Here is a 19,124-nt window from a genome sequence, read left to right on the forward strand (position 1 = left end):
AACTTAACGCTTATTTTATCAGTATAATGAGTTTTTCTATGTCTTTATCTCTGGTTTTAGCACAACAAAATTTTCGTGTGGGTGATATTGAAGGCAACACCGCATCAATTCTTGCATTAATTCAGGATCATTTGTCAGAAGATTTATTGATTTTTTCTGAGCTCGCTGTTTGTGGCTATCCACCAGAAGATCTCATTTATCGTATTGATTTTCAGCAGCGTTGTGAGTCTGCTATGGTAGCGATTGAGCAAGCAAGTCAACAATGTGGTGTCATTGTTGGTCACCCAACTTGGGTGGATGGTAAAATTTATAATTCACTCTCTTTATTTTATCAAGGTCAGCGACTTGCTCTCTATCACAAACAATATTTACCTAATTATGATGTGTTCGACGAAAAACGCTATTTTACGGCGGGAACACAATCTGTTGCTGTTGATTTTAAAGGACAAAAGCTTGGTTTGGTGATTTGTGAAGATCTATGGCAAGATGAGCCGATTAATCAACTTAAGCTGCGTCATGTTGATCTCGTTATCGCTATTAATGCTTCACCTTATGATTATGAAAAACAGTTACATCGTAAGCAACTGGTTCAAAATCATGCCAAACGAACTGGATTACCGATTGTTTATGTTAATCAAGTCGGCGGACAAGATGAGCTAGTGTTTGATGGTGCATCATTAATCTGCAATGATAAAGGTGAAATTACTCAGCAACTTAGTTCATTTAAAGCGGAAGTTACCGTAATTAATGATTATCAATTGGTTCATCAGATAGAGAATCAGGATCAGTTAGCTTGTGTTTATCAGGCACTGGTGCTTGCTACACACGATTATGTGACGAAAAATGGTTTTAATGGGGTCATTTTAGGGCTATCGGGTGGAATTGATTCTGCATTGACGTTGGCTATTGCCGTTGATGCATTAGGTAAAGATAAAGTACAAGCAGTAATGATGCCATTTCGTTACACTGCAGATATTAGCATTGCTGATGCGAAAGAAGAGGCTGAAATTTTAGGAGTTGAGTTTAATATTGTCTCTATTGAACCGATGTTTGATGCATTTATGGCTCAATTGACGCCAATGTTTACCGATACTACTCGGGATACCACTGAAGAAAATTTACAAGCTCGTTGTCGTGGTGTTATTTTGATGGCGTTATCGAATAAACGTCGACAACTGGTATTAACCACGGGTAATAAAAGTGAAATGTCAGTCGGTTATGCAACGCTATATGGCGATATGGCCGGTGGTTTTGATGTGCTTAAGGATGTACCAAAAACAATGGTGTTTGCACTATCAAAATATCGCAATACATTATCTTATGTGATCCCTGAACGCGTCATTACCCGACCACCATCAGCAGAATTAGCTCCCGATCAAAAAGATGAAGATAGTTTACCACCTTATGATATTTTAGATGCGATTTTAAAAGGTTATGTCGAGCAAGACCTATCCGTAAATGATCTGATAAAACAGGGATTTGATGAACCTACTATTCGTAGAGTGATTAAATTAGTTGATATTAATGAATATAAACGTCGCCAGTCTGCCGTCGGTCCAAAAATTACCTCTCGTAATTTTGGTAAAGGACGGCGCTATCCAATTACATCATCATTTGGTATGAAAAATTGGTAGCGGTAAATTAAACGAATATACAGGAATTGATTATGAAAAAGATTGAAGCAATTGTTAAACCATTCAAATTAGATGATATACGTGAGGCCTTAGCTGATCAGGGTATTACAGGGATGACGGTCACTGAAGTAAAAGGTTTTGGTCGACAAAAAGGGCATACTGAATTGTACCGTGGTGCTGAGTATATGGTCGATTTTTTACCTAAAGTAAAAATTGAAATCGTAGTTTCTGATGAAATTGTTGAAATGTGTATTGAGACGATCATGAAAACAGCTCAGACCGGTAAAATTGGTGATGGTAAGATTTTTGTTTACGATGTAGAGCAAGTTATCCGTATTCGTACTGGTGAAATGGACGAAGCTGCAATCTAATTATTAATGAGCATTATTGCTATCGATGCTATTTAATTTAATATCTGGTCGAATGGTTTGCAATAGCTTAGGTGGAAAAAATCCTTGGACTGAACAGACTAATAATGTCATTTCAGGGCTTTTTTCTAATAATAACAATTTTTCTACCGTACCACTGGCTGGTAATGTTTTAACACCAATCATCATATTGGCATTATCATGCCAAACATCTAAAGGATCATTATTGTAATGAATCTTTGTATTCGCAGTATACAATAGCTCTTTTTCCATTTCTCGCCAAACTACAGTATTAAATGCCGTTTTTATCTCTTCTACGGTATTATCGATTATAAATCCCCAAAAATAGTAATCACCATATTTACCTAGTTTTAATGCACTATCATAATAGCCGGTAATTTTTAGTGAGAGGTAGTAGATGGGGGTAGTAAATTGATGGTGATTTGCATTTGTTTTATTGCGATCAGGTACAACAATATAAGCTTGTGATTGATCAATATTTTGAACCTCCGCATAATCCTCTAGACTCTTTTTATGTAAGGCAATCTCTGAAAAAAAACGAGAATCACATTCGATAAATGATTCCATTAAATGATCTATATCATCCCGCTTATCGCTAGCATTAGCAATCAACGAGCAGAAAATAATTAGAAGTGAACAAAAGTTTTTCATCATACCCTACGTGAGGAACTATGGTTATTATTAGCTAAAATTGTATTATTTTTGCGGCAGTATAACAATATTATTATCGGTTATCTAGTTTAACATAATTGATAAGAAGTTGTACCTGCATCAATTATCTATTGTATGGGAATGTTAAGATTATTTTATATTAAGAACCTTATAATTTTATACAAAATATATGTCTTAACGCTTTTATTTGGAGAGAGATCGCAAAAGATCGTTTTGCTACTAATTAATGATTTCATTTACAAAAAGTTTACGATAAATTGAAAATCCATGCTGAGTAAGTTAATTAGCTAATTCAATTTTAATCATTGTTATGGTAATAAATAATGAAAGAACATGATAAAAATATTTTTGAGCGATTATTATCCTTTTTTGCAAATAATGAGATGAATAATATTACCATTATGTCTCTTTTTGGTGGGGTAGGTGTTTATTCGAATGCGACGATGTTCGCTTGGATATATGATAATCAATTGTATCTAAAAGGTCATGCTGACTATATTGCAATGTTTACTCGATATCAAATGAAGCCGCTAGAGTTTAATACGGGCGTTACAATAAAATTATTACAGTATTACCAAATTACCGATTATTTGTGGCAAGATGAAAAGAAATTAATAAAAATTATTCAAATGGTTATTAAGTATTCTAGCCAGAATCAGCGATATAAATTGAAAGAAGAAAGAATTAAAGATCTACCAAATATGACGATATCACTTGAACGTGCTTTATTTAAAGTGGGGATCACAAATATCACGTTGTTACGTCAAGAAGGAGCGTTACAAAGTTATCTCAAATTAAAACAATTTAATAAAAACATATCGAGCAATGTTTTATTCATATTGCACTCAGCGCTAGTCGGTAAACATGTTGCGACCTTAACCGATGAACAAAAAAGCCAATTAAAAAAAGAGTGTAGTAAATTGATATCTCAAACTAGTCGTTGAGCGGTAATGCAGTATATATTAACAATGCTATTTTTTTGTGGCTATTTCATTTGTGTTGATATATAATGCGCCGTCGATTTCAACCGATAAATATTCATGTTCCTTGCTTTCATTGGGCTACGGTTGACCCTGACAGAAGGCTGATTAATCCGTAGGGAGCGATAATGCGTCATTACGAAATTATTTTTATGGTTCACCCAGATCAAAGTGAACAAGTTCCAGGTATGATTGAACGTTATACTGGTTCTTTAACTACCGCTGGTGGTACTATCCATCGTTTAGAAGATTGGGGCCGTCGTCAATTGGCTTACCCTATCGAAAAACTTCACAAAGCACACTATGTTCTAATGAATGTGGAAGCTTCTCAAGAAGCTGTCGACGAGTTAGAAGATAACTTCCGTTTCAACGATGCTGTGATTCGTAGTTTAATTATGCGTACTAAACATGCTGTGACAGAAACTTCACCTATGCTTAAAGCAAAAGATGAACGTAGAAATTCACAAGATGATTTTAGTGATATCGATGCAGATGATTCTGAAGGCGTTGAAGGATCTGAAGACTAATTGATGTCTAATCGTTTGGAATTGTCTGGTACTATATTAAAGACGCCCATACGAAAAGTCAGTCCGAATGGAATTTCACATTGTCAGTTTTACTTAGAGCATGTCTCTGAACAGATTGAAGTGAGATTTAAGCGACAGGCTTGGTGTATTATGCCAGTTGTTGTTGCAGGGCAAAATGAATTAGTTCACGGTATAAAAAAGGGCAGTAAAATTACAGTAGTTGGTTTTATTAGTGCACATACAAAGCGCAATAACATAACCCAGTTGGTTTTACATGCTAGCGAAATTAAATTAATAGATTAAATTAGGAGAACAGCCAAATGGCACGTTATTTCCGTCGTCGCAAATTCTGCCGTTTTACAGCAGAAGGCGTAAAAGAGATTGATTATAAAGATATTTCTTTATTAAAAGGTTATATCACTGAAAGTGGTAAAATTGTACCAAGCCGTATTACTGGTACAAGTGCAAAATATCAACGTCAGCTAGCTCGTGCAATTAAACGTGCTCGTTACCTAGCTTTATTACCATATACTGACAACCATCAGTAATTAGCAACAGAGGAAAACATAATGCAAATTATTCTACTCGACAAAGTTGCTAATTTAGGCAGCTTAGGCGATCAAGTTAATGTTAAAGCAGGATATGCTCGTAACTTTTTGATCCCACAAGGTAAAGCAGTACCAGCGACTAAGAAAAATATTGAATATTTTGAAGCTCGTCGTGCTGAATTAGAAGCTAAACTTGTTGATGTATTAAAAGCTGCAGAAGAGAAAGCTGCACAAATTAATGCATTAGTAAAAGTTACCATCGCATCAAAAGCTGGTGATGAAGGTAAACTATTTGGTTCTATCGGTACTCGAGATATCGCTGACGCTGTTAAAGCGCGTGGTGTTAATGTATCTAAGAGTGAAGTTCGTCTACCAAACGGTGTTCTTCGCACTGTTGGTGAACACGAAGTTTCATTCCAAGTTCATAGCGAAGTTTTTGCTAAGATAATTATTGATATTGTGCCTGAAGCATAATTAAAGGTAGTTATCTGTATAAAAAACCCACTTTTTATAGTGGGTTTTTTTTTGATACCATATAATTTAAGGTTATCAATATATTTAATAGGACAATGTGGTAGGTAAGAATAGAAACGCCTGAGCTTAATCATCAGCAGGGGAATATTTATTAGCTCTATAAATACATTGTGATCCTATCTTTTATGCCAAATAGATTGTTTGGTTGTGATATAAAGGTTATCTTGATAGAGATAAATTGTTAAATCGCATCTCATGACAGAAAAGTGAGATTTTTAATCAAAAAAGGAAAAATGATTATGTTTGATACAATTGAAAAAAAAGCAAGTTATGGAATTGGATTACAAATTGGTCAACAGCTAAAAGAATCAGGAATTGACGATTTAGAGCTATCTGCTTTAAAACAAGGGCTTGAAGATGTATTAACCGATAAACAACCTGCTTTGCCATTACAAGAGTTACACGATGCATTACGTCAAGTGCATGAAAAAGCGATGAAAAAAAGAGAGCTTGCTGCAGCAGAAATTGCACGTGAAGGACAAGACTTTTTAAAACAGAACTTAAGTAATGAAAATGTTAAATCGACAGAATCTGGTTTGCAATATTCTATTTTTAAACAAGGTGATGGAAAGATCCCAACCGAAAATGATCGAGTGAGAGTACATTATACGGGATGTTTAATTGATGGTACGGTATTTGATAGTTCAGAAGAGCGTGGTCAACCGGCAGAGTTTCCAGTGAATGGCGTGATTAAAGGCTGGGTTGAAGCTCTACAATTAATGCCAGTTGGTTCAAAATGGCGTTTATATATTCCTCACGAGCTTGCTTATGGTCCTCAAGGTGCAGGTGCGTCAATTCCACCTTACAGTGCCTTAATTTTTGATGTTGAACTACTGGCAATTATCTAATCTTTGATTTAGTTACTTTTAGTGATAATAAAAATCTAAAATTACTACTGCTTAGGTAGTAATTTTTCTTATTTTATCAAAATATCATTATGATGTATCATGAGTACTATTATTGTTAGATAAAAGAGAATTATCATGCAAACTAATTCAATTCGAATAGCGGTTGTTGGCGCTGGCGGGCGAATGGGTAGACAGCTTATCCAAGCTATCTCTCAAATTGACGGAGTTACTCTTGGCGCTGCTTTTGAACAGTCTACTTCATCGTTACTTGGTTCTGATGCTGGTGAATTAGCCGGTATCGGTCAAGTTGGTGTTTTAGTGACGGATAACTTTGAACAAGCTAAAGATCATTTTGATATATTAATTGATTTTACGCGTCCTGAAGGGACTTTACGTCATCTTGATTTTTGTGTCACGAATAATAAAAGTATTGTTATTGGTACAACCGGGTTTGACGATGCTGGTCGGCAGGCAATTAAACAAGCTGCAACAAAAATCAGCGTTGTATTTGCAGCTAATTTTAGCGTTGGGGTTAATCTTGTCCTTAAGTTATTAGAGAAAGCAGCAAAAGTGATGGGAGATTATAGCGATATTGAGATTATTGAAGCTCATCACCGACATAAGGTCGATGCTCCATCAGGGACTGCACTTGCAATGGGTGAAGTGATTGCTGATGCGCTCAATGTTGATCTTGCGCAGAAAGCTGTATATTGCCGAGAAGGCCATACTGGTGAAAGACCTAAAGGTGCTATTGGTTTTGCTACAATTCGTGCCGGCGATATTATTGGTGAGCATACAGCCATTTTTGCTGATATTGGTGAACGTGTTGAAATTACTCATAAAGCATCAAGCCGAATGACATTTGCTAATGGTGCTGTTCGCGCTGCAATCTGGTTAAATAGTCAGCCTGTTGGATTATATGATATGCGTGATGTATTAGATTTGAACGCTTTATAGTTAGTAATAATAACCTATTTTTTATGACCAATTCTTTTCAACAAGCCGATGTTGCAGCCCTATATTCCGATGAATATTGGATGCAACAGGCATTGATGTTAGCTCGTAAAGCAGAACAAAGAGGTGAAATACCCGTTGGTGCCATTGTTGTTTATGACAATCAAATTATCGGAGAGGGGTGGAATCAATCTATTACCCTTAATGATCCTACCGCTCATGCGGAAGTGATCGCAATACGTCAAGCCGCTAGCACATTAAATAATTATCGTTTAATTAATACCACATTATATATTACCCTTGAACCTTGTTCTATGTGCGCTGGCGCGATTATTCATAGTCGTATTAAGCGGGTGGTATTTGGTGCTACAGACTATAAAACGGGAGCAGCCGGTTCTTTTATTAACATACTTGCTTACCCAGGTATTAATCATCTACCGTTAATCCAATCGGGAATTTGTGCTGATGAGGCATCGCAATTACTCAGTCAATTTTTTAAACGCAGAAGAGCTGAGATAAAAATGAGCAAGAGTAAAACCTAATAACCTAATATTTTATTGAAATAATTGGTTATGAAGATTTTTCGTCAATATATTTTTGACGATACTCTTTTTCTAATATGTAACCCACTAAGCTCATATAATATTGTTGAATACTATCAACGAAGTGAACCGCTTGATACCCTCTTGCAAAACCATATTTAAGGTCAGCATAGTACTCTTCTTCACTAAGTAACGGTAATATTTGACGGATATCTTGCCAACTATCTGGATTTTTACCTTGCGTTACAGCCAGTTTTCTTGCATCCCACAAATGACCAATCCCCATATTATAGGCTGCCAGTGCAAACCAGACTCTCTCTTCTTTAGGAATACTCTTTGGCATGCGATTGATGATCTGCTTTAAATAAAGAGTTCCACCACGGATACTTTGTTCTGCATCCAAACGATTTATGACGTTTAACGACTCTGCTGTAGACTTAGTAAGCATCATTATGCCACGAACTCCTGTTGAAGATACTGCTTTGGGATTCCAATGGGATTCTTGATATGCCATTGCGGCAATCAATTTCCAATCCAACTCATTAATTTGAGCATTATCTTCGAAAAAGGATTGATATTTAGGCAATGTGGTTTCAATTGCTCGAATGAATGCACGAGTATCAACATAATCAAATTTATTCATATAATTAAAATAGTGATATTCTAATTTCTTGATCGACCCATCATTAAGTGATTTTTGAATAAAGCTATTTATTTTATTGAGCAATGAAGTATCGTAAGATTTTGGTAAATACCATGTTTTAGGATTATTACTACTGACTTCAAAAGCCACCGTTAACGATGGGTATACGCGTTGCATAATAGCAATAGTGCGATTATTCGCTATGGTGTAATCAATCTCTTCATCAGCAACCATTTTAAGCAGCTCTTCTTGATTTAGTCTCTCTGATTCATTCCAATTTAATTCAGGGTAATCATTTTGGCTCTGCTTCAAAATATAGCTCTGTAATGAATTCGTTGGTACAGTCAAATTACCCGTAATTTCATTTAATGAATAGGGCTTTACAGAACCGATTCGATAAACTAATTGTTGATTACTATAATGAAATGGCTGGCTTTGCATAAATGAGTCAAGTTGATCTTCATAGCCCTTTATCTCTGCAGCAATGAAATCGATTTTCCCCTCTTTGCTTTTGGTAATTAATTCGGTTAGGTTATTTGCAAACGTTATTTTTAACTTAAGATTAAGAGAGTCAGCGAATTTTTTTAGTAATGTATATTCAAAGCCACCGACTTGATTGGGATTACGGTAGTCAACATAGAGTGTTGTTAGTGAGCGCAACATTCCAACACGGAGTTCTTGTCGTTCAGTAATTTGATTTAAAACTGTATTTGGATTTTTATTAAAAACTACACCAATGCTTTCCTTATAAAAAAGGGCACTTGTGATAGCCAAAATAATCAACAGAACAGTGATGAGACTACCACTCCAAAACGCAACTTTTTTTATCAAACTATAAACACCACAAATAACAATAATTGGCGTCATAATACCATGTATATGCTGATCTTCAAAAAATTTATCTGATATCAATCAATTGAATATCATCAAAAACCTTTCTGTAATTGGTGTTAATCCGGTTTTTAAAATTAAACTATTAAAATTAAATTGTTTAATTTTGTTTAGTTTTTGAAACAAAAAATAGCACTAAATTTAGTGTATTTTAACCATTCAATATGACCCATAAGCGTAATATTTCGCCATTAATTGAGTTAATCGTAAACATGAAAAGATCTATAATAAAATGTAATTTGATCGATCTGTCGATTTTTATTCACTTTATACCAACGATTTTTCGCTGATTAACGATGTAATTACTATCATATTTTGGGTGAAATATTATTTTTGTGATTTGTATCACATGGAATAACGAAATCCTAGTGTATTGAATAGGAAAGATAATATTTTTATCACATATCTCATACTGTGCTCTAACAAATTGATAATAAAAACGATTTTTAGTCATAGGATTAACACCCTTCTCCCTTCACCTTTCGAACTCTTTCATTTAGAAAGGTTTTTTCTTGTAATTTTGATTAATGCGACTTTGTGACCAACTTATCGTTTTCGAACCGTTGTTTTTCTTAGACTTTAATAAGTAAACGAAATTTATTAAATGTGGAGCAATGGATAATAGTATTTTTAATACAGTTCAACGACGAGAAAAAATAGTCTCTTTATTGGTGTAACGGTCAACAAAAATTGGAGAGCTTCTTAGGCAGTTTTTAGTAAATTATGTTCAAATTCTGCTGGTGAAATAAATCCAAGTTTATAATGTCTTCTTTTTTGATTATAAATCGGTTCGATATAATCAATAATATCGACCATCGCTTGCTCTCTTGTTATATAATCTCGATAATTAATTCTTTCTGATTTTAATGATCTAAAAAATCGTTCAGTAACGGCATTGTCTAAACAATTTCCAGCTCTACTCATACTAAAGGTAATTTGATGATATGATAATAACTGTTGAAATTGTTCACTACGATATTGAATCCCCTGATCACAATGAAATAACGTAGGGCATTCTCCTTTTCGACGCTGTATCGCCATGTTTAGTGCCTTAACCGTCAGTAAACTGTTTAGCTTTTCAGAAAAGGCCCATCCAACAATACGCCTAGAGCATAGGTCCATCACGACAGCCAGATAGAGCCAACCTTGCCTTGTCCGAATATAGGTAATATCGCCAGACCAATAGCGATTAATCGTTGCTGGATTAAATTGTCGATTTAAATGATTGGGTGCCAGTAGCGATGATTTACCGCCACGAGGATAGGAATGCTGTTTAGGCCTTTTAGCCACTAGGCCTAATTTTCTCATTAAGCGTCGGACCTTATCTAAACCAAGCTTAAACCCTTTTTTAACCAGTTCAACTAACATTCTTCTTTTTCCATATATACCGTCCATTTCGTTATGAATTGATTTCATGGCAATTTCAAGCCTAGCATTAATTAATTTAAATGCACGATGTTTAATTCGATAATAAAAAGTACTCGGTGCTAATGATAAACACCGACAGATTTGAACGGTTTCATTTCCTGCCTTCTTCAGTATTAGTGCTATTTGTTGCTGCTTATCATTTCGATGGCGAAGAAGGCTGAAGCTTTTTTTAATAACTGATTATCACTTTGCAACTGCTTAACTTGTTTTTCTAAAGCTTGTATTCGTTTTTGTTCAGCGGTCAGCGCACTACTTTTAGGCGTAATACCTTGTCGTTCTTTTCTATATTGTGTTACCCAACGCCCAATTGATGAAATACTCACATTCATTGTTTTTGCTGCATCTTTATGTGCATAACTATAATTAAGAACGAGCTCTGCACATTCTCGTTTAAATTCACTACTTTGTTGTCTTGTCACGGGGTAATCTCCTTAGTTGATGGTTTATCATACCGCTAAGTATGTCTCCAAGAAAAGTATACCGTTACAAGTTCCAACTATTTCAGAAATATCAACGTCATAAAGCTCGATAATTGTTCCTTGCTCAAATCGATTAAGTAACTTAATTGTATTAGTTGATACTGGAGATGTCATGACACTACCTCTTCAAATGTGGCTGTTATCGTTGCTGTAGTATTCATTACATTAACAGACCAACTTTGACATTTAACTTTTACTTCTTTATGAGTGTGTGGATTACGCCATAGAAAAGCTTTATATCCAGCGTGAAGAGTAAGAAATTGATCAATCCATAAATCTTCATCACGCCTAACCGTAAGTGATATCGAATAACTTCTTAAGTCTGAATTAATCCCATCTTGAATTCTTTGTTCATATCCATCACCAAACTTAATTGTTTTTACTTTTGGCTGAATTGGCACTTGCATATTTGGTGCTACACACCAATGGAAATACTCCATAAGTACCTCTATTTTGACAATAAAAAACCCCAATTAAGGAGCGTAGATAATTTTCAATTTGACACGATCATTTATATTTTGTATCTATCGTTGAGGCGTAGAAACCTTAACAAAGCGAACAGTTCACCCGTCAGTGTTATTTTTTTGTACCTGATTTTTGACTTTATATGTCGAGAGAGTGGCTAATACAATACCTGAAAGGGAAATAAGCCCGGCCGACTTTGTCGGCCGAAAGAATGAGACTGCATATTAAATTAGTGACCGATGGAATGTATCAAGTAAAATCAGAACAATCGAGGACTGTTTTTATGCAATAGATCTATAGTTAAATATTATCCGCTATATTTTTTGCCACATCAGATGCAATCACATCCCACGCGTACTCAATCACGGACGTAACACTAGCATCTCGCACGCCATCATCTGACTGCTTACTAGTAAAAACTTTAGACCATTCACGGCCATTAAATTTAAAAGTTAAATTTAATAACACATCTGCCGAATCCATATTGGTAAATCCATATGTAAATTTAGTTTTAGCTTCATTCACAGTAATAACTAAACTATCACCATTATTATTAAGATTTGCGTAAGTGCTTATCGCCTCTTCTATTCTTGATGACAATCCTAACCCAATGGGAATCCTAGTTCTTGTTCCTCCTCCAACGAATCCTGAAGCTCCTTGTATATCGATACGCTGAGTAAAGCTTTCAGGCATCCAAATTATATTGATTGATGGGCGTGGATTTATATCTATTTCCGATTTTAACTGCTTAACTACTTGATATGATAATCTTTCATTAAATTGATGATGCACACTGCAACCGGCCAAAATAAAACCTAAAATCGACATTAAAATTATTTTTTTCATATCGCCACCTTATTAATTTAAAGTGACAATATGATAATCGTTATTGGTTGCTAATGTCTAACGTTTATTTAATACTCCCCCTGGTCGTTGCTGCTCCTCAATCACGCTAATAACGGATTGTTTGATCATTCTACCCAAATTTTGTCCATCTTGCTCTGATACTGAGCCATCGGCGATATTAACGGGAATGGTGATAGTTAAATTGCCAGAAGATTGTTTTGATTTAATAAAATCTTTTAAATCAGCATTTGTTCTCGCATCAACAACGCGCTCCCCTTTATCTAAAAGCCAAGTTCCCTCACGGGGAATATTATCAATACCATCATGCGCCATACCTGCCAATGTTTGACTTGCAATCAAACCAACAGATGCGTAACCTAACCCACGAACCATTGATGATGCTGAAATACCTAAAATAGGGCCAAGCTCTAATGCTTTATTTGCAGCAACTTCAGTGCTAATAATAGCTTGAGCAATCGATGCGGCCTTACTTGCCAAGAACATGGTTTTATACGCTAAAGATGATTCACCTGCAGTTTCCTTGAACATATCGGCAATATTACCCGTCATTGAAGAAAACACACCCAGTGTTGCCATTTGCATTGCTGATTCGTTTTCTTCTTTTGTTTTTCTGAACTGTTCTTCAATCTTTGCCACATTTTTTTCATGATCTGATTTTAAAATAAACTTCTGATTTAAAAATTCAGCTTGTTTTTGAAGTTCAGTTTTTCGCCAATCATCCAGCGCTTTATCTTGAGTTGCGATATTAATCATATCGCTACCGATCCCTGTATAACTTGATAATGCCGAGCCTGGTGCTGCAGTAATACTTTGCTCTGAAATTTTTTGCATTATTGCGTAGCGTTCTTTTTCTGACTCAACGACTTTTGAAACTAAATCATACTTTTCACGCATATCATCTAACGATTTTTGTTCAGCTGTTCTTAACGATAGTGTCAGTTCTTTATATTTAGCTTGTGCTTGCTCTCGCTGCCTCTCACTTTCTCTTTTTAATTCCTCACTAGCTTTTAGTGCTTCTAGCCGTTTTTTTTCAGCCTCTTTGGCTTGCTCATCGGCTTTTTTGGCTATTTCGATTTCATCAAGTTTTGATTGTAACGCCTTTTTTTGATCGTCTGACAAATAAGTACTTGAAGTCCCACTCATAAAGTTTTTAGCACTAGATAACGCATCGACTTTGTTATATTGCTCAAGCATTCTATTTAAAATATTGAGCTGATTTTCATACTCCCCTGTTGCCTTTTCTGTTAATTTTTGTCGCTCTGCCTCTTGCTTTGCGAGTTCCTCGGCTTGCTTTTGAGCATTGTAACGGTCAACAAAATTTCGATTTCCTCCATTATATATCGATACCTTTTACGATACTTTTCTCTATAACATTAACGATTTTACTGTTTTTTTCAATGATCAAAAAATATCAGTCGATTTAACTGTTAAAATAATCTTAAAAAGCTGATGAGTAATGATTGATTTTAAATATTAAACATATATAATCAAATTTAGTTAATGTCGTTTAATATTTTAAACAAAAATAAAGCGAGGCGATTATGTCTAATTTCAATTATTTAAAAGCGGTGATTAAACGCAAAAATATCTCATTACAAACTGTTGCGGATGCTTGTGGTATGACCAAAGGTTACCTTAGCCAATTGGTCAATGACAAGGTCAAAAGACCGAGTGCACAAAAATTAGAAGCCATTCATCACTACTTACAGATTGAATATCCTGTTAAAGACAAAAAAGTCGGTATTATTTTTGGTAAATTTTATCCATTACATACAGGCCATATCTATCTTATTCAGCGAGCGATAAGCCAGGTTGATGAACTTTATATTATTCTTTGTTCAGATACTAAACGCGATGAAGAGCTTTTCCGAGATAGTGCGATGTCTCGCCAACCAACTATCAATGATCGGATGCGTTGGCTGTTACAAACATTTAAATATCAAAAAAATATTCATATCGAGTTATTAGAAGAGGATGGTATTCCATCTTATCCAAACGGTTGGAATGAATGGAGTGATCGCGTTAAATCATTATTCCATGAAAAGGGCATTGAACCGAATTGCGTTTATTCTAGTGAACCGCAAGATGTAAAAATGTATCGTGATCTTTTTGATTTAGAGACTATTCTTGTCGACCCTGAACGTAATTTTATGAAAATCAGTGCAACACAAATTCGTCGAGCACCCTTAAAAAATTGGCAATATATTCCAACTGAAGTCAGACCATTTTTCGTAAGGACAGTGGCAATATTAGGCGGTGAATCCAGCGGTAAATCAACATTAGTCAATAAATTAGCCAATGTTTTTAATACTACCAGTGCTTGGGAATTCGGGCGTGAATATGTCTTCTCTAATTTAGGTGGCGACGAAAGAGCATTACAATACTCTGATTACGATAAAATCGCTTTAGGGCAGGCTCAATATATCGATTTTGCCGTTAAATACGCGAATAAAGTCGCGATTATTGATACTGATTTTGTAACGACACAGGCATTTTGTAAAAAATATGAAGGTAAAGAGCATCCCTTTGTTCAAGCTATGATTCAAAATTATCGTTTTGATTTAGTGATTTTACTTGAGAATAATACCCCATGGGTTTCTGATGGTTTACGACATTTAGGGAATCCAAGTCAACGAAAAGATTTTCAAAAATTATTAATAACAATGCTAAATAAAAACAATATTAAGTTTGTGACTATCGACTCTCCTGATTACGATGAGCGTTATCTTAGTTGCATGGATTTAATCGCAAAAATTATTGAACATAAAGACCAATAGGCAGGGTACATATTATGGTGAATATTATTTTATTAATTGGTAGAAATAGATTTTATCCTTATGTCTGTATTTTACTTGTTACATTAGCGTTTATCTACACGGATCCTTTTACATCACTCACATGGCGATATGGTATCTCATTTATTGGCGCTGTATGTGGTTTATTATGTGTTATTTTGCTCGCTAAACGTAAAAATACCGGTAATGTATTTGGTCTGTTTGCGGTATCAGCCGAGTGTGTCGCTAATTTTTTAGGTAGTAATTTAGGCGCCAGTTTACCCGCAATCTACAACTTTTGTTCTCATGTTTATGGTCTAATTACATGGCATAAAAATCAGGATGACAACAAAACTGTAAAAGTCCGTTTTCTGAGTGAAAATGCCTTTTTAGGTACACTGATTTTTCTGATTATGGCCGTCTTTTTAAATATTTATTTAACAGGTGCATTAGGAATCGATAATACTATCTATCAATTAATCACTAACAGTTTTATTTTTGGTCTTGGTGTTGTTGCTCAATTACTATTAATGATGCGCTTTTCATTTAATTGGTACTTATGGATTATTTTGAATGTACTGGTGATTGGACTCAATATTTATACAGATAACCCAATTATTGCGACTCAATACCTAATCTATTTATTCAACTCAGTATATGGTGTTTGTGAGTGGAAAAAGACAGCAAAACAATAACTAAAAAATAGCGTTAAAATAAAAAGCATTACATTTATAACGTAATGCTTTTTTATTATTTAGTGTATCCAGATCACTTATCTATATGACTAACGATAAATATCATTGGTCTCTATATGGCTTATAAAAATTCGTTATTAGCGATTTACATCTACGATGATTCGACCGCGAATCTTTCCATCCATCAATTGGGTTATCGTTGGAATAACTTGTTCAAGCGTAATTTCATGACTGATTTTTGCAAGTAAACTGTCACTCATAATATCAGCTAAACGTTGCCATGCTGCAACGCGGGCAGCGTAAGGACACATTACGCTATCAATTCCTGCGAGTGTTACACCGCGTAAAATGAAAGGTGCCACGCTACTATTAAAATCCATGCCTTGTGCAAGTCCACAAGCAGCAACCGTGCCACCATACATCGTCGATGCACAAGCATTAGCCAGTGTATGACTACCAACACAATCTATCACTCCAGCCCAACGCTCTTTTTGTAATGGTTTACCTGGCTCAGATAACTCTTGTCGATCGATGATTTGTTTCGCGCCCAATTCGGTAAGATATTGATGTTCTGTTAATCTGCCCGTTGATGCAGTCACGTTATATCCAAGATTAGCAAGTAGAGCGATAGCAAAGCTACCAACACCACCATTCGCACCCGTAACTAAAATTTCACCTTTATCGGGGGTAACTCCATTTTTTTCTAATGCGATAACTGCTAACATCGCTGTGTAGCCAGCTGTACCTATTGCCATTGCCTGTTTTAGCGTTATTTTTTTAGGTAAGGGAATTAACCATTGGCTATTTAAACGGGCGACTTGTGCAAGTCCCCCCCAATGTTTTTCACCAACACCCCAGCCATTTAGTAAAACAAGATCACCTAACTTATATTGAGTACATTGACTACCAATTACTTTACCTACCAAATCAATGCCCGGCACCATTGGGAATTGTCTTACCACTGGGCCTTTACCTGTAATTGCTAAACCATCTTTATAATTAAGTGAAGAGTAACTGACTTCAACAGTAACATCCCCTGCAGGTAACTGAGATTGGTCAAGTTTAGTCAACTTGGCGTGGTAACCGTTATTATCTTTTTCAATAAGTATAGCTTTAAACATAATCATGTCCTTTTACAATTGGCAGAATAATGATGTACTTCTCGGTATTTTATCACTGAATCTACAAATTGTTTGTGATAAAAGTAGTTTTTAATCATGGAACGGTTATTTCATTTGTTATTTTAATTATAACAGCATGATGGTATTCTCAGGACGTTTTTAGCTACTACATTGTTATAAAAGATTATTTTGATAATTTATGAAAAATTTCCTCTTGCTCTGGGAAAAACTCGCTATCCACATTAACTATCAATTACATTAATCTTGTTTCATCAATATTAGGCAAAGAGAAATATTAATGACGCAACAGCTACCATTCCGCATGATTGAAGATGAGTTAGATCCGCAACAGATCATTCCTGAAATAATGAACATTATTAATCAATGGTTAGCGGATGAACATATCAAACAAAATGCCGTACAAAAAGAGATGTTGTTATCTCATGTGCAAGCTATGGTTCATCGCGCGAAAACATTAGAACAACTACCTGACGTGGATCCAACCTTATTCGCCGAATTATCGGCAGAGTCAATGGAACTCGCTAAGCGAACCATAAAATTATTTAACAACTTACCGATGGAAGAGGCTTATTTATTAGCTGTGCATTATGAAGTTGCTAAAGCAAATGCAGAATAATTTTAACAATCTAAAAGGAGTAATATGATGACAGATGTAATTATTGTAATTGGTGACAGAATGGGCAAAGGACAAAAAGTAGCTGCTGGTATTGATTCTGTTCCAGGATGCCGTGCAATTGTTGTCCCAGGTATGGCAGCTGATATGAAATTAGGTGATGTTATGCATAAAGAGAATGCGGACTTAGGAATCTCTTTTTGTGGAAGTGGTGGTGCCGGTGCATTAACTGCAAAAAATAAGTATGGTTACAGTGAACGTCATGGCATGCGTTCTGCAGAAGAAGGTGAAACAGCGATTGCTGATGGTTGTAAAGTATTAGGTTTCGGTTTTATGGATACTGAAGAGTTAGGTAAACGTATTGCTAATGCTTACTTAAAAAAATATCCACGTTCATCATCTTAAAATATTAGGCAGATAGTATGAAACAAAATGAACAAATGACCGTCAGAGTTAAAGGCTCAGGTAATTCCAAGCAAAAGGCTCTAGCAACCGCCTTATCTCAAGTACAAAGAGAAGTGCTTAAAAATAGCAGTACTGTTTTGTTACGCATAGAACCGTTAGATATACAGGTTGTGACAGCATCAGCTAAGATTTCGACTGAAAAATTTTTATTTTTCTTTTTGCCTCGTAAAAAAGAGCACTACGAAATTACAGTAGATGTTGTTGTAGATGTGACATTTGTTGAAATCAATAAAATTGAATTTGTGACTAAATAACCTTAGCAAAGAGAGCAAATTATGGAAATTATCATTATCGCTTTAAAGTCGATTATTATTGGGGGACTTTGTGGCTTTGGTGTTGGGGTTGGTGCAGCAAGAATGTTTCACGCGCCGACAAGTCAGGGAATGGGAGCATTTAGAACGCTAGGTGAGTTAAATTCATGTGAAGGTGATCCTGCCGCACATTTTTCATTTGGGTTAGGATTCTTTTTCAATGCATGGGCATCTTCAGTGGCGACCGGTGCTTTTACACAAGATGTCGACCACCGTATTATTCCTAACTGGGGGGCCGCATTATTAATGATCAAAAATCGTAATGTTGCAGAGACCTTGCACGACCCACGAAAAATGGCAATTGTTTGTACATTTATTGGTATCTTAGTTGTTTTATTTTTAAATACGACGACATCCGCGATTCCTGAATCATTTAAAACGACAGCAACTGCGGTATTAGTACCCGCCGCTAATTTATTAGTAGCAACAGTGATGCCTGTCATTTTCTGGTTAGCAGCTATTGATGCAGGGCGTCGTAGTGGCTTTTGGGGTACGCTATTTGGTGGTTTAGCACAGTTAATTATGGGCAATGCTGTACCAGGATTAGTCTTAGGCATTTTAATCGGTAAAGGTGTTGATGATACTGGTTGGAATCGAGTGATGAAAATAATGTTACTGGCTGTGATTGTATTATTTGTTCTCAGTGGCTATTTCCGTGGCTTTGATATGAAAGTGATCAACTCGTTTAGAGATGGTTTGGCCTATTGGTTTAAATAACAGTGG

At 35.5% G+C, this 19,124-nt stretch carries 25 protein-coding genes; 16 read left to right on the forward strand and 9 right to left on the reverse strand.

Annotation, left to right across the window (positions count from 1 at the left end; genetic code table 11):
• Positions 1 to 38: 38 nt before the first annotated feature.
• Both RHO11_13530 and glnB read left to right on the forward strand, forming a co-directional pair.
• Positions 39 to 1,634, forward strand: coding sequence for an NAD+ synthase (locus RHO11_13530; GenBank protein WVD61468.1), 1,596 nt, complete (start codon positions 39 to 41; stop codon positions 1,632 to 1,634).
• A 32-nt stretch (positions 1,635 to 1,666) separates the two neighbouring features.
• The gene (glnB, locus tag RHO11_13535; protein WVD61469.1) at positions 1,667 to 2,005 is read left to right on the forward strand and encodes a nitrogen regulatory protein P-II; all 339 of its coding nucleotides are present in this window, start codon (positions 1,667 to 1,669) and stop codon (positions 2,003 to 2,005) included.
• 3 nt (positions 2,006 to 2,008) lie between these two features.
• Here the strand turns inward: glnB and RHO11_13540 are convergent, their stop codons facing one another.
• Positions 2,009 to 2,677 carry a hypothetical protein gene (locus tag RHO11_13540; protein ID WVD61470.1) on the reverse strand — a complete coding sequence of 223 codons (669 nt, stop codon included), beginning with the start codon at positions 2,675 to 2,677 and terminating at the stop codon, positions 2,009 to 2,011.
• Positions 2,678 to 3,018: 341 nt separating this feature from the next.
• Here RHO11_13540 and RHO11_13545 point away from each other — a divergent pair, with 341 nt between their 5' ends.
• From RHO11_13545 to tadA, 8 genes are all read left to right on the forward strand, one after another.
• Positions 3,019 to 3,639 carry a TfoX/Sxy family DNA transformation protein gene (locus RHO11_13545; GenBank protein ID WVD61471.1) on the forward strand — a complete coding sequence of 207 codons (621 nt, stop codon included), beginning with the start codon at positions 3,019 to 3,021 and terminating at the stop codon, positions 3,637 to 3,639.
• Positions 3,640 to 3,803: 164 nt separating this feature from the next.
• The gene (gene rpsF / locus RHO11_13550; protein WVD61472.1) at positions 3,804 to 4,202 is read left to right on the forward strand and encodes a 30S ribosomal protein S6; all 399 of its coding nucleotides are present in this window, start codon (positions 3,804 to 3,806) and stop codon (positions 4,200 to 4,202) included.
• Positions 4,203 to 4,205: 3 nt separating this feature from the next.
• Positions 4,206 to 4,505: a primosomal replication protein N gene (gene priB, locus RHO11_13555; protein WVD61473.1), complete on the forward strand. Its 300-nt coding sequence runs from the start codon at positions 4,206 to 4,208 to the stop codon at positions 4,503 to 4,505.
• A 17-nt stretch (positions 4,506 to 4,522) separates the two neighbouring features.
• The gene (gene rpsR / locus RHO11_13560) at positions 4,523 to 4,750 is read left to right on the forward strand and encodes a 30S ribosomal protein S18 (GenBank protein WVD61474.1); all 228 of its coding nucleotides are present in this window, start codon (positions 4,523 to 4,525) and stop codon (positions 4,748 to 4,750) included.
• Positions 4,751 to 4,771: 21 nt separating this feature from the next.
• Positions 4,772 to 5,224 carry a 50S ribosomal protein L9 gene (gene rplI / locus RHO11_13565; GenBank protein WVD61475.1) on the forward strand — a complete coding sequence of 151 codons (453 nt, stop codon included), beginning with the start codon at positions 4,772 to 4,774 and terminating at the stop codon, positions 5,222 to 5,224.
• 299 nt (positions 5,225 to 5,523) lie between these two features.
• Complete coding sequence (locus tag RHO11_13570; protein ID WVD61476.1) at positions 5,524 to 6,132, forward strand: FKBP-type peptidyl-prolyl cis-trans isomerase; 609 nt, start codon at positions 5,524 to 5,526, stop codon at positions 6,130 to 6,132.
• Positions 6,133 to 6,267: 135 nt separating this feature from the next.
• Positions 6,268 to 7,089: a 4-hydroxy-tetrahydrodipicolinate reductase gene (gene dapB / locus RHO11_13575; protein ID WVD61477.1), complete on the forward strand. Its 822-nt coding sequence runs from the start codon at positions 6,268 to 6,270 to the stop codon at positions 7,087 to 7,089.
• Between the two features lie 23 nt (positions 7,090 to 7,112).
• A complete protein-coding gene (gene tadA, locus RHO11_13580; protein ID WVD61478.1) occupies positions 7,113 to 7,628 on the forward strand; it encodes a tRNA adenosine(34) deaminase TadA in 516 nt (171 codons plus the stop codon).
• 28 nt (positions 7,629 to 7,656) lie between these two features.
• Here tadA and mltF read toward each other — a convergent pair whose 3' ends face one another.
• The 7 genes from mltF to RHO11_13615 form a co-directional block, all read right to left on the reverse strand.
• The gene (gene mltF / locus RHO11_13585) at positions 7,657 to 9,138 is read right to left on the reverse strand and encodes a membrane-bound lytic murein transglycosylase MltF (GenBank protein WVD61479.1); all 1,482 of its coding nucleotides are present in this window, start codon (positions 9,136 to 9,138) and stop codon (positions 7,657 to 7,659) included.
• Between the two features lie 726 nt (positions 9,139 to 9,864).
• Complete coding sequence (locus RHO11_13590; GenBank protein WVD62908.1) at positions 9,865 to 10,764, reverse strand: IS3 family transposase; 900 nt, start codon at positions 10,762 to 10,764, stop codon at positions 9,865 to 9,867.
• Positions 10,710 to 11,009: a transposase gene (locus tag RHO11_13595; GenBank protein WVD61480.1), complete on the reverse strand. Its 300-nt coding sequence runs from the start codon at positions 11,007 to 11,009 to the stop codon at positions 10,710 to 10,712. Before RHO11_13595 ends, RHO11_13590 begins: the two co-directional genes overlap by 55 nt.
• A gap of 27 nt (positions 11,010 to 11,036) precedes the next feature.
• Complete coding sequence (locus tag RHO11_13600) at positions 11,037 to 11,183, reverse strand: hypothetical protein (GenBank protein WVD61481.1); 147 nt, start codon at positions 11,181 to 11,183, stop codon at positions 11,037 to 11,039.
• Positions 11,180 to 11,509 (reverse strand): phage tail protein, encoded by a 330-nt coding sequence (locus tag RHO11_13605; protein WVD61482.1) that lies wholly within the window; start codon positions 11,507 to 11,509, stop codon positions 11,180 to 11,182. Before RHO11_13605 ends, RHO11_13600 begins: the two co-directional genes overlap by 4 nt.
• A 325-nt stretch (positions 11,510 to 11,834) precedes the next feature.
• Positions 11,835 to 12,380 (reverse strand): hypothetical protein, encoded by a 546-nt coding sequence (locus RHO11_13610; protein ID WVD61483.1) that lies wholly within the window; start codon positions 12,378 to 12,380, stop codon positions 11,835 to 11,837.
• Positions 12,381 to 12,437: 57 nt separating this feature from the next.
• Positions 12,438 to 13,595, reverse strand: a complete 1,158-nt coding sequence (locus tag RHO11_13615; GenBank protein ID WVD61484.1) for a hypothetical protein — start codon at positions 13,593 to 13,595, stop codon at positions 12,438 to 12,440.
• 347 nt (positions 13,596 to 13,942) lie between these two features.
• Here RHO11_13615 and nadR point away from each other — a divergent pair, with 347 nt between their 5' ends.
• Together nadR and pnuC are read left to right on the forward strand one after the other, a co-directional pair.
• Positions 13,943 to 15,178, forward strand: coding sequence for a multifunctional transcriptional regulator/nicotinamide-nucleotide adenylyltransferase/ribosylnicotinamide kinase NadR (gene nadR, locus RHO11_13620; GenBank protein ID WVD61485.1), 1,236 nt, complete (start codon positions 13,943 to 13,945; stop codon positions 15,176 to 15,178).
• Positions 15,179 to 15,192: 14 nt separating this feature from the next.
• Positions 15,193 to 15,870: a nicotinamide riboside transporter PnuC gene (pnuC, locus tag RHO11_13625; GenBank protein ID WVD61486.1), complete on the forward strand. Its 678-nt coding sequence runs from the start codon at positions 15,193 to 15,195 to the stop codon at positions 15,868 to 15,870.
• Positions 15,871 to 16,007: 137 nt separating this feature from the next.
• On the opposite strand, the gene RHO11_13630 is transcribed toward pnuC, so the two are convergent.
• Entirely contained in the window at positions 16,008 to 16,991 is a 984-nt protein-coding gene (locus tag RHO11_13630; GenBank protein WVD61487.1) for an MDR family oxidoreductase, read from the reverse strand.
• A 298-nt stretch (positions 16,992 to 17,289) separates the two neighbouring features.
• Between RHO11_13630 and RHO11_13635 the strand changes: the two genes are divergently transcribed.
• Genes RHO11_13635 through RHO11_13650 form a run of 4 tightly spaced genes read left to right on the forward strand, consistent with a single transcriptional unit; the run spans position 17,290 to position 19,118 of the window.
• Positions 17,290 to 17,628: a hypothetical protein gene (locus RHO11_13635; GenBank protein ID WVD61488.1), complete on the forward strand. Its 339-nt coding sequence runs from the start codon at positions 17,290 to 17,292 to the stop codon at positions 17,626 to 17,628.
• A 27-nt stretch (positions 17,629 to 17,655) separates the two neighbouring features.
• A complete protein-coding gene (locus RHO11_13640; protein WVD62909.1) occupies positions 17,656 to 18,030 on the forward strand; it encodes an SFCGS family glycine-rich protein in 375 nt (124 codons plus the stop codon).
• Between the two features lie 17 nt (positions 18,031 to 18,047).
• Positions 18,048 to 18,344, forward strand: a complete 297-nt coding sequence (locus tag RHO11_13645) for a DUF4312 family protein (GenBank protein WVD61489.1) — start codon at positions 18,048 to 18,050, stop codon at positions 18,342 to 18,344.
• Between the two features lie 21 nt (positions 18,345 to 18,365).
• On the forward strand, positions 18,366 to 19,118 hold the full coding sequence (locus RHO11_13650; GenBank protein ID WVD61490.1) for a DUF4311 domain-containing protein: 753 nt from the start codon (positions 18,366 to 18,368) through the stop codon (positions 19,116 to 19,118).
• Positions 19,119 to 19,124: the final 6 nt, after the last annotated feature.

Source organism: Orbaceae bacterium BiB (genome assembly GCA_036251205.1).
Classification (GTDB): Bacteria; Pseudomonadota; Gammaproteobacteria; order Enterobacterales; family Orbaceae; genus Orbus; species Orbus mooreae.

Bases quoted from the DNA above. Each gene is read 5' to 3' on its own strand.
- RHO11_13530 (WVD61468.1), top strand. From the start codon at position 39: ATGTCTTTATCTCTGGTTTTAGCACAACAAAATTTTCGTGTGGGTGAT.
- glnB (WVD61469.1), top strand. From the start codon at position 1,667: ATGAAAAAGATTGAAGCAATTGTTAAACCATTCAAATTAGATGATATA.
- RHO11_13540 (WVD61470.1), bottom strand. From the start codon at position 2,677: ATGATGAAAAACTTTTGTTCACTTCTAATTATTTTCTGCTCGTTGATT.
- RHO11_13545 (WVD61471.1), top strand. From the start codon at position 3,019: ATGAAAGAACATGATAAAAATATTTTTGAGCGATTATTATCCTTTTTT.
- rpsF (WVD61472.1), top strand. From the start codon at position 3,804: ATGCGTCATTACGAAATTATTTTTATGGTTCACCCAGATCAAAGTGAA.
- priB (WVD61473.1), top strand. From the start codon at position 4,206: ATGTCTAATCGTTTGGAATTGTCTGGTACTATATTAAAGACGCCCATA.
- rpsR (WVD61474.1), top strand. From the start codon at position 4,523: ATGGCACGTTATTTCCGTCGTCGCAAATTCTGCCGTTTTACAGCAGAA.
- rplI (WVD61475.1), top strand. From the start codon at position 4,772: ATGCAAATTATTCTACTCGACAAAGTTGCTAATTTAGGCAGCTTAGGC.
- RHO11_13570 (WVD61476.1), top strand. From the start codon at position 5,524: ATGTTTGATACAATTGAAAAAAAAGCAAGTTATGGAATTGGATTACAA.
- dapB (WVD61477.1), top strand. From the start codon at position 6,268: ATGCAAACTAATTCAATTCGAATAGCGGTTGTTGGCGCTGGCGGGCGA.
- tadA (WVD61478.1), top strand. From the start codon at position 7,113: ATGACCAATTCTTTTCAACAAGCCGATGTTGCAGCCCTATATTCCGAT.
- mltF (WVD61479.1), bottom strand. From the start codon at position 9,138: ATGACGCCAATTATTGTTATTTGTGGTGTTTATAGTTTGATAAAAAAA.
- RHO11_13600 (WVD61481.1), bottom strand. From the start codon at position 11,183: ATGACATCTCCAGTATCAACTAATACAATTAAGTTACTTAATCGATTT.
- RHO11_13605 (WVD61482.1), bottom strand. From the start codon at position 11,509: ATGGAGTATTTCCATTGGTGTGTAGCACCAAATATGCAAGTGCCAATT.
- RHO11_13610 (WVD61483.1), bottom strand. From the start codon at position 12,380: ATGAAAAAAATAATTTTAATGTCGATTTTAGGTTTTATTTTGGCCGGT.
- RHO11_13615 (WVD61484.1), bottom strand. From the start codon at position 13,595: ATGCTTGAGCAATATAACAAAGTCGATGCGTTATCTAGTGCTAAAAAC.
- nadR (WVD61485.1), top strand. From the start codon at position 13,943: ATGTCTAATTTCAATTATTTAAAAGCGGTGATTAAACGCAAAAATATC.
- pnuC (WVD61486.1), top strand. From the start codon at position 15,193: ATGGTGAATATTATTTTATTAATTGGTAGAAATAGATTTTATCCTTAT.
- RHO11_13630 (WVD61487.1), bottom strand. From the start codon at position 16,991: ATGTTTAAAGCTATACTTATTGAAAAAGATAATAACGGTTACCACGCC.
- RHO11_13635 (WVD61488.1), top strand. From the start codon at position 17,290: ATGACGCAACAGCTACCATTCCGCATGATTGAAGATGAGTTAGATCCG.
- RHO11_13640 (WVD62909.1), top strand. From the start codon at position 17,656: ATGACAGATGTAATTATTGTAATTGGTGACAGAATGGGCAAAGGACAA.
- RHO11_13645 (WVD61489.1), top strand. From the start codon at position 18,048: ATGAAACAAAATGAACAAATGACCGTCAGAGTTAAAGGCTCAGGTAAT.
- RHO11_13650 (WVD61490.1), top strand. From the start codon at position 18,366: ATGGAAATTATCATTATCGCTTTAAAGTCGATTATTATTGGGGGACTT.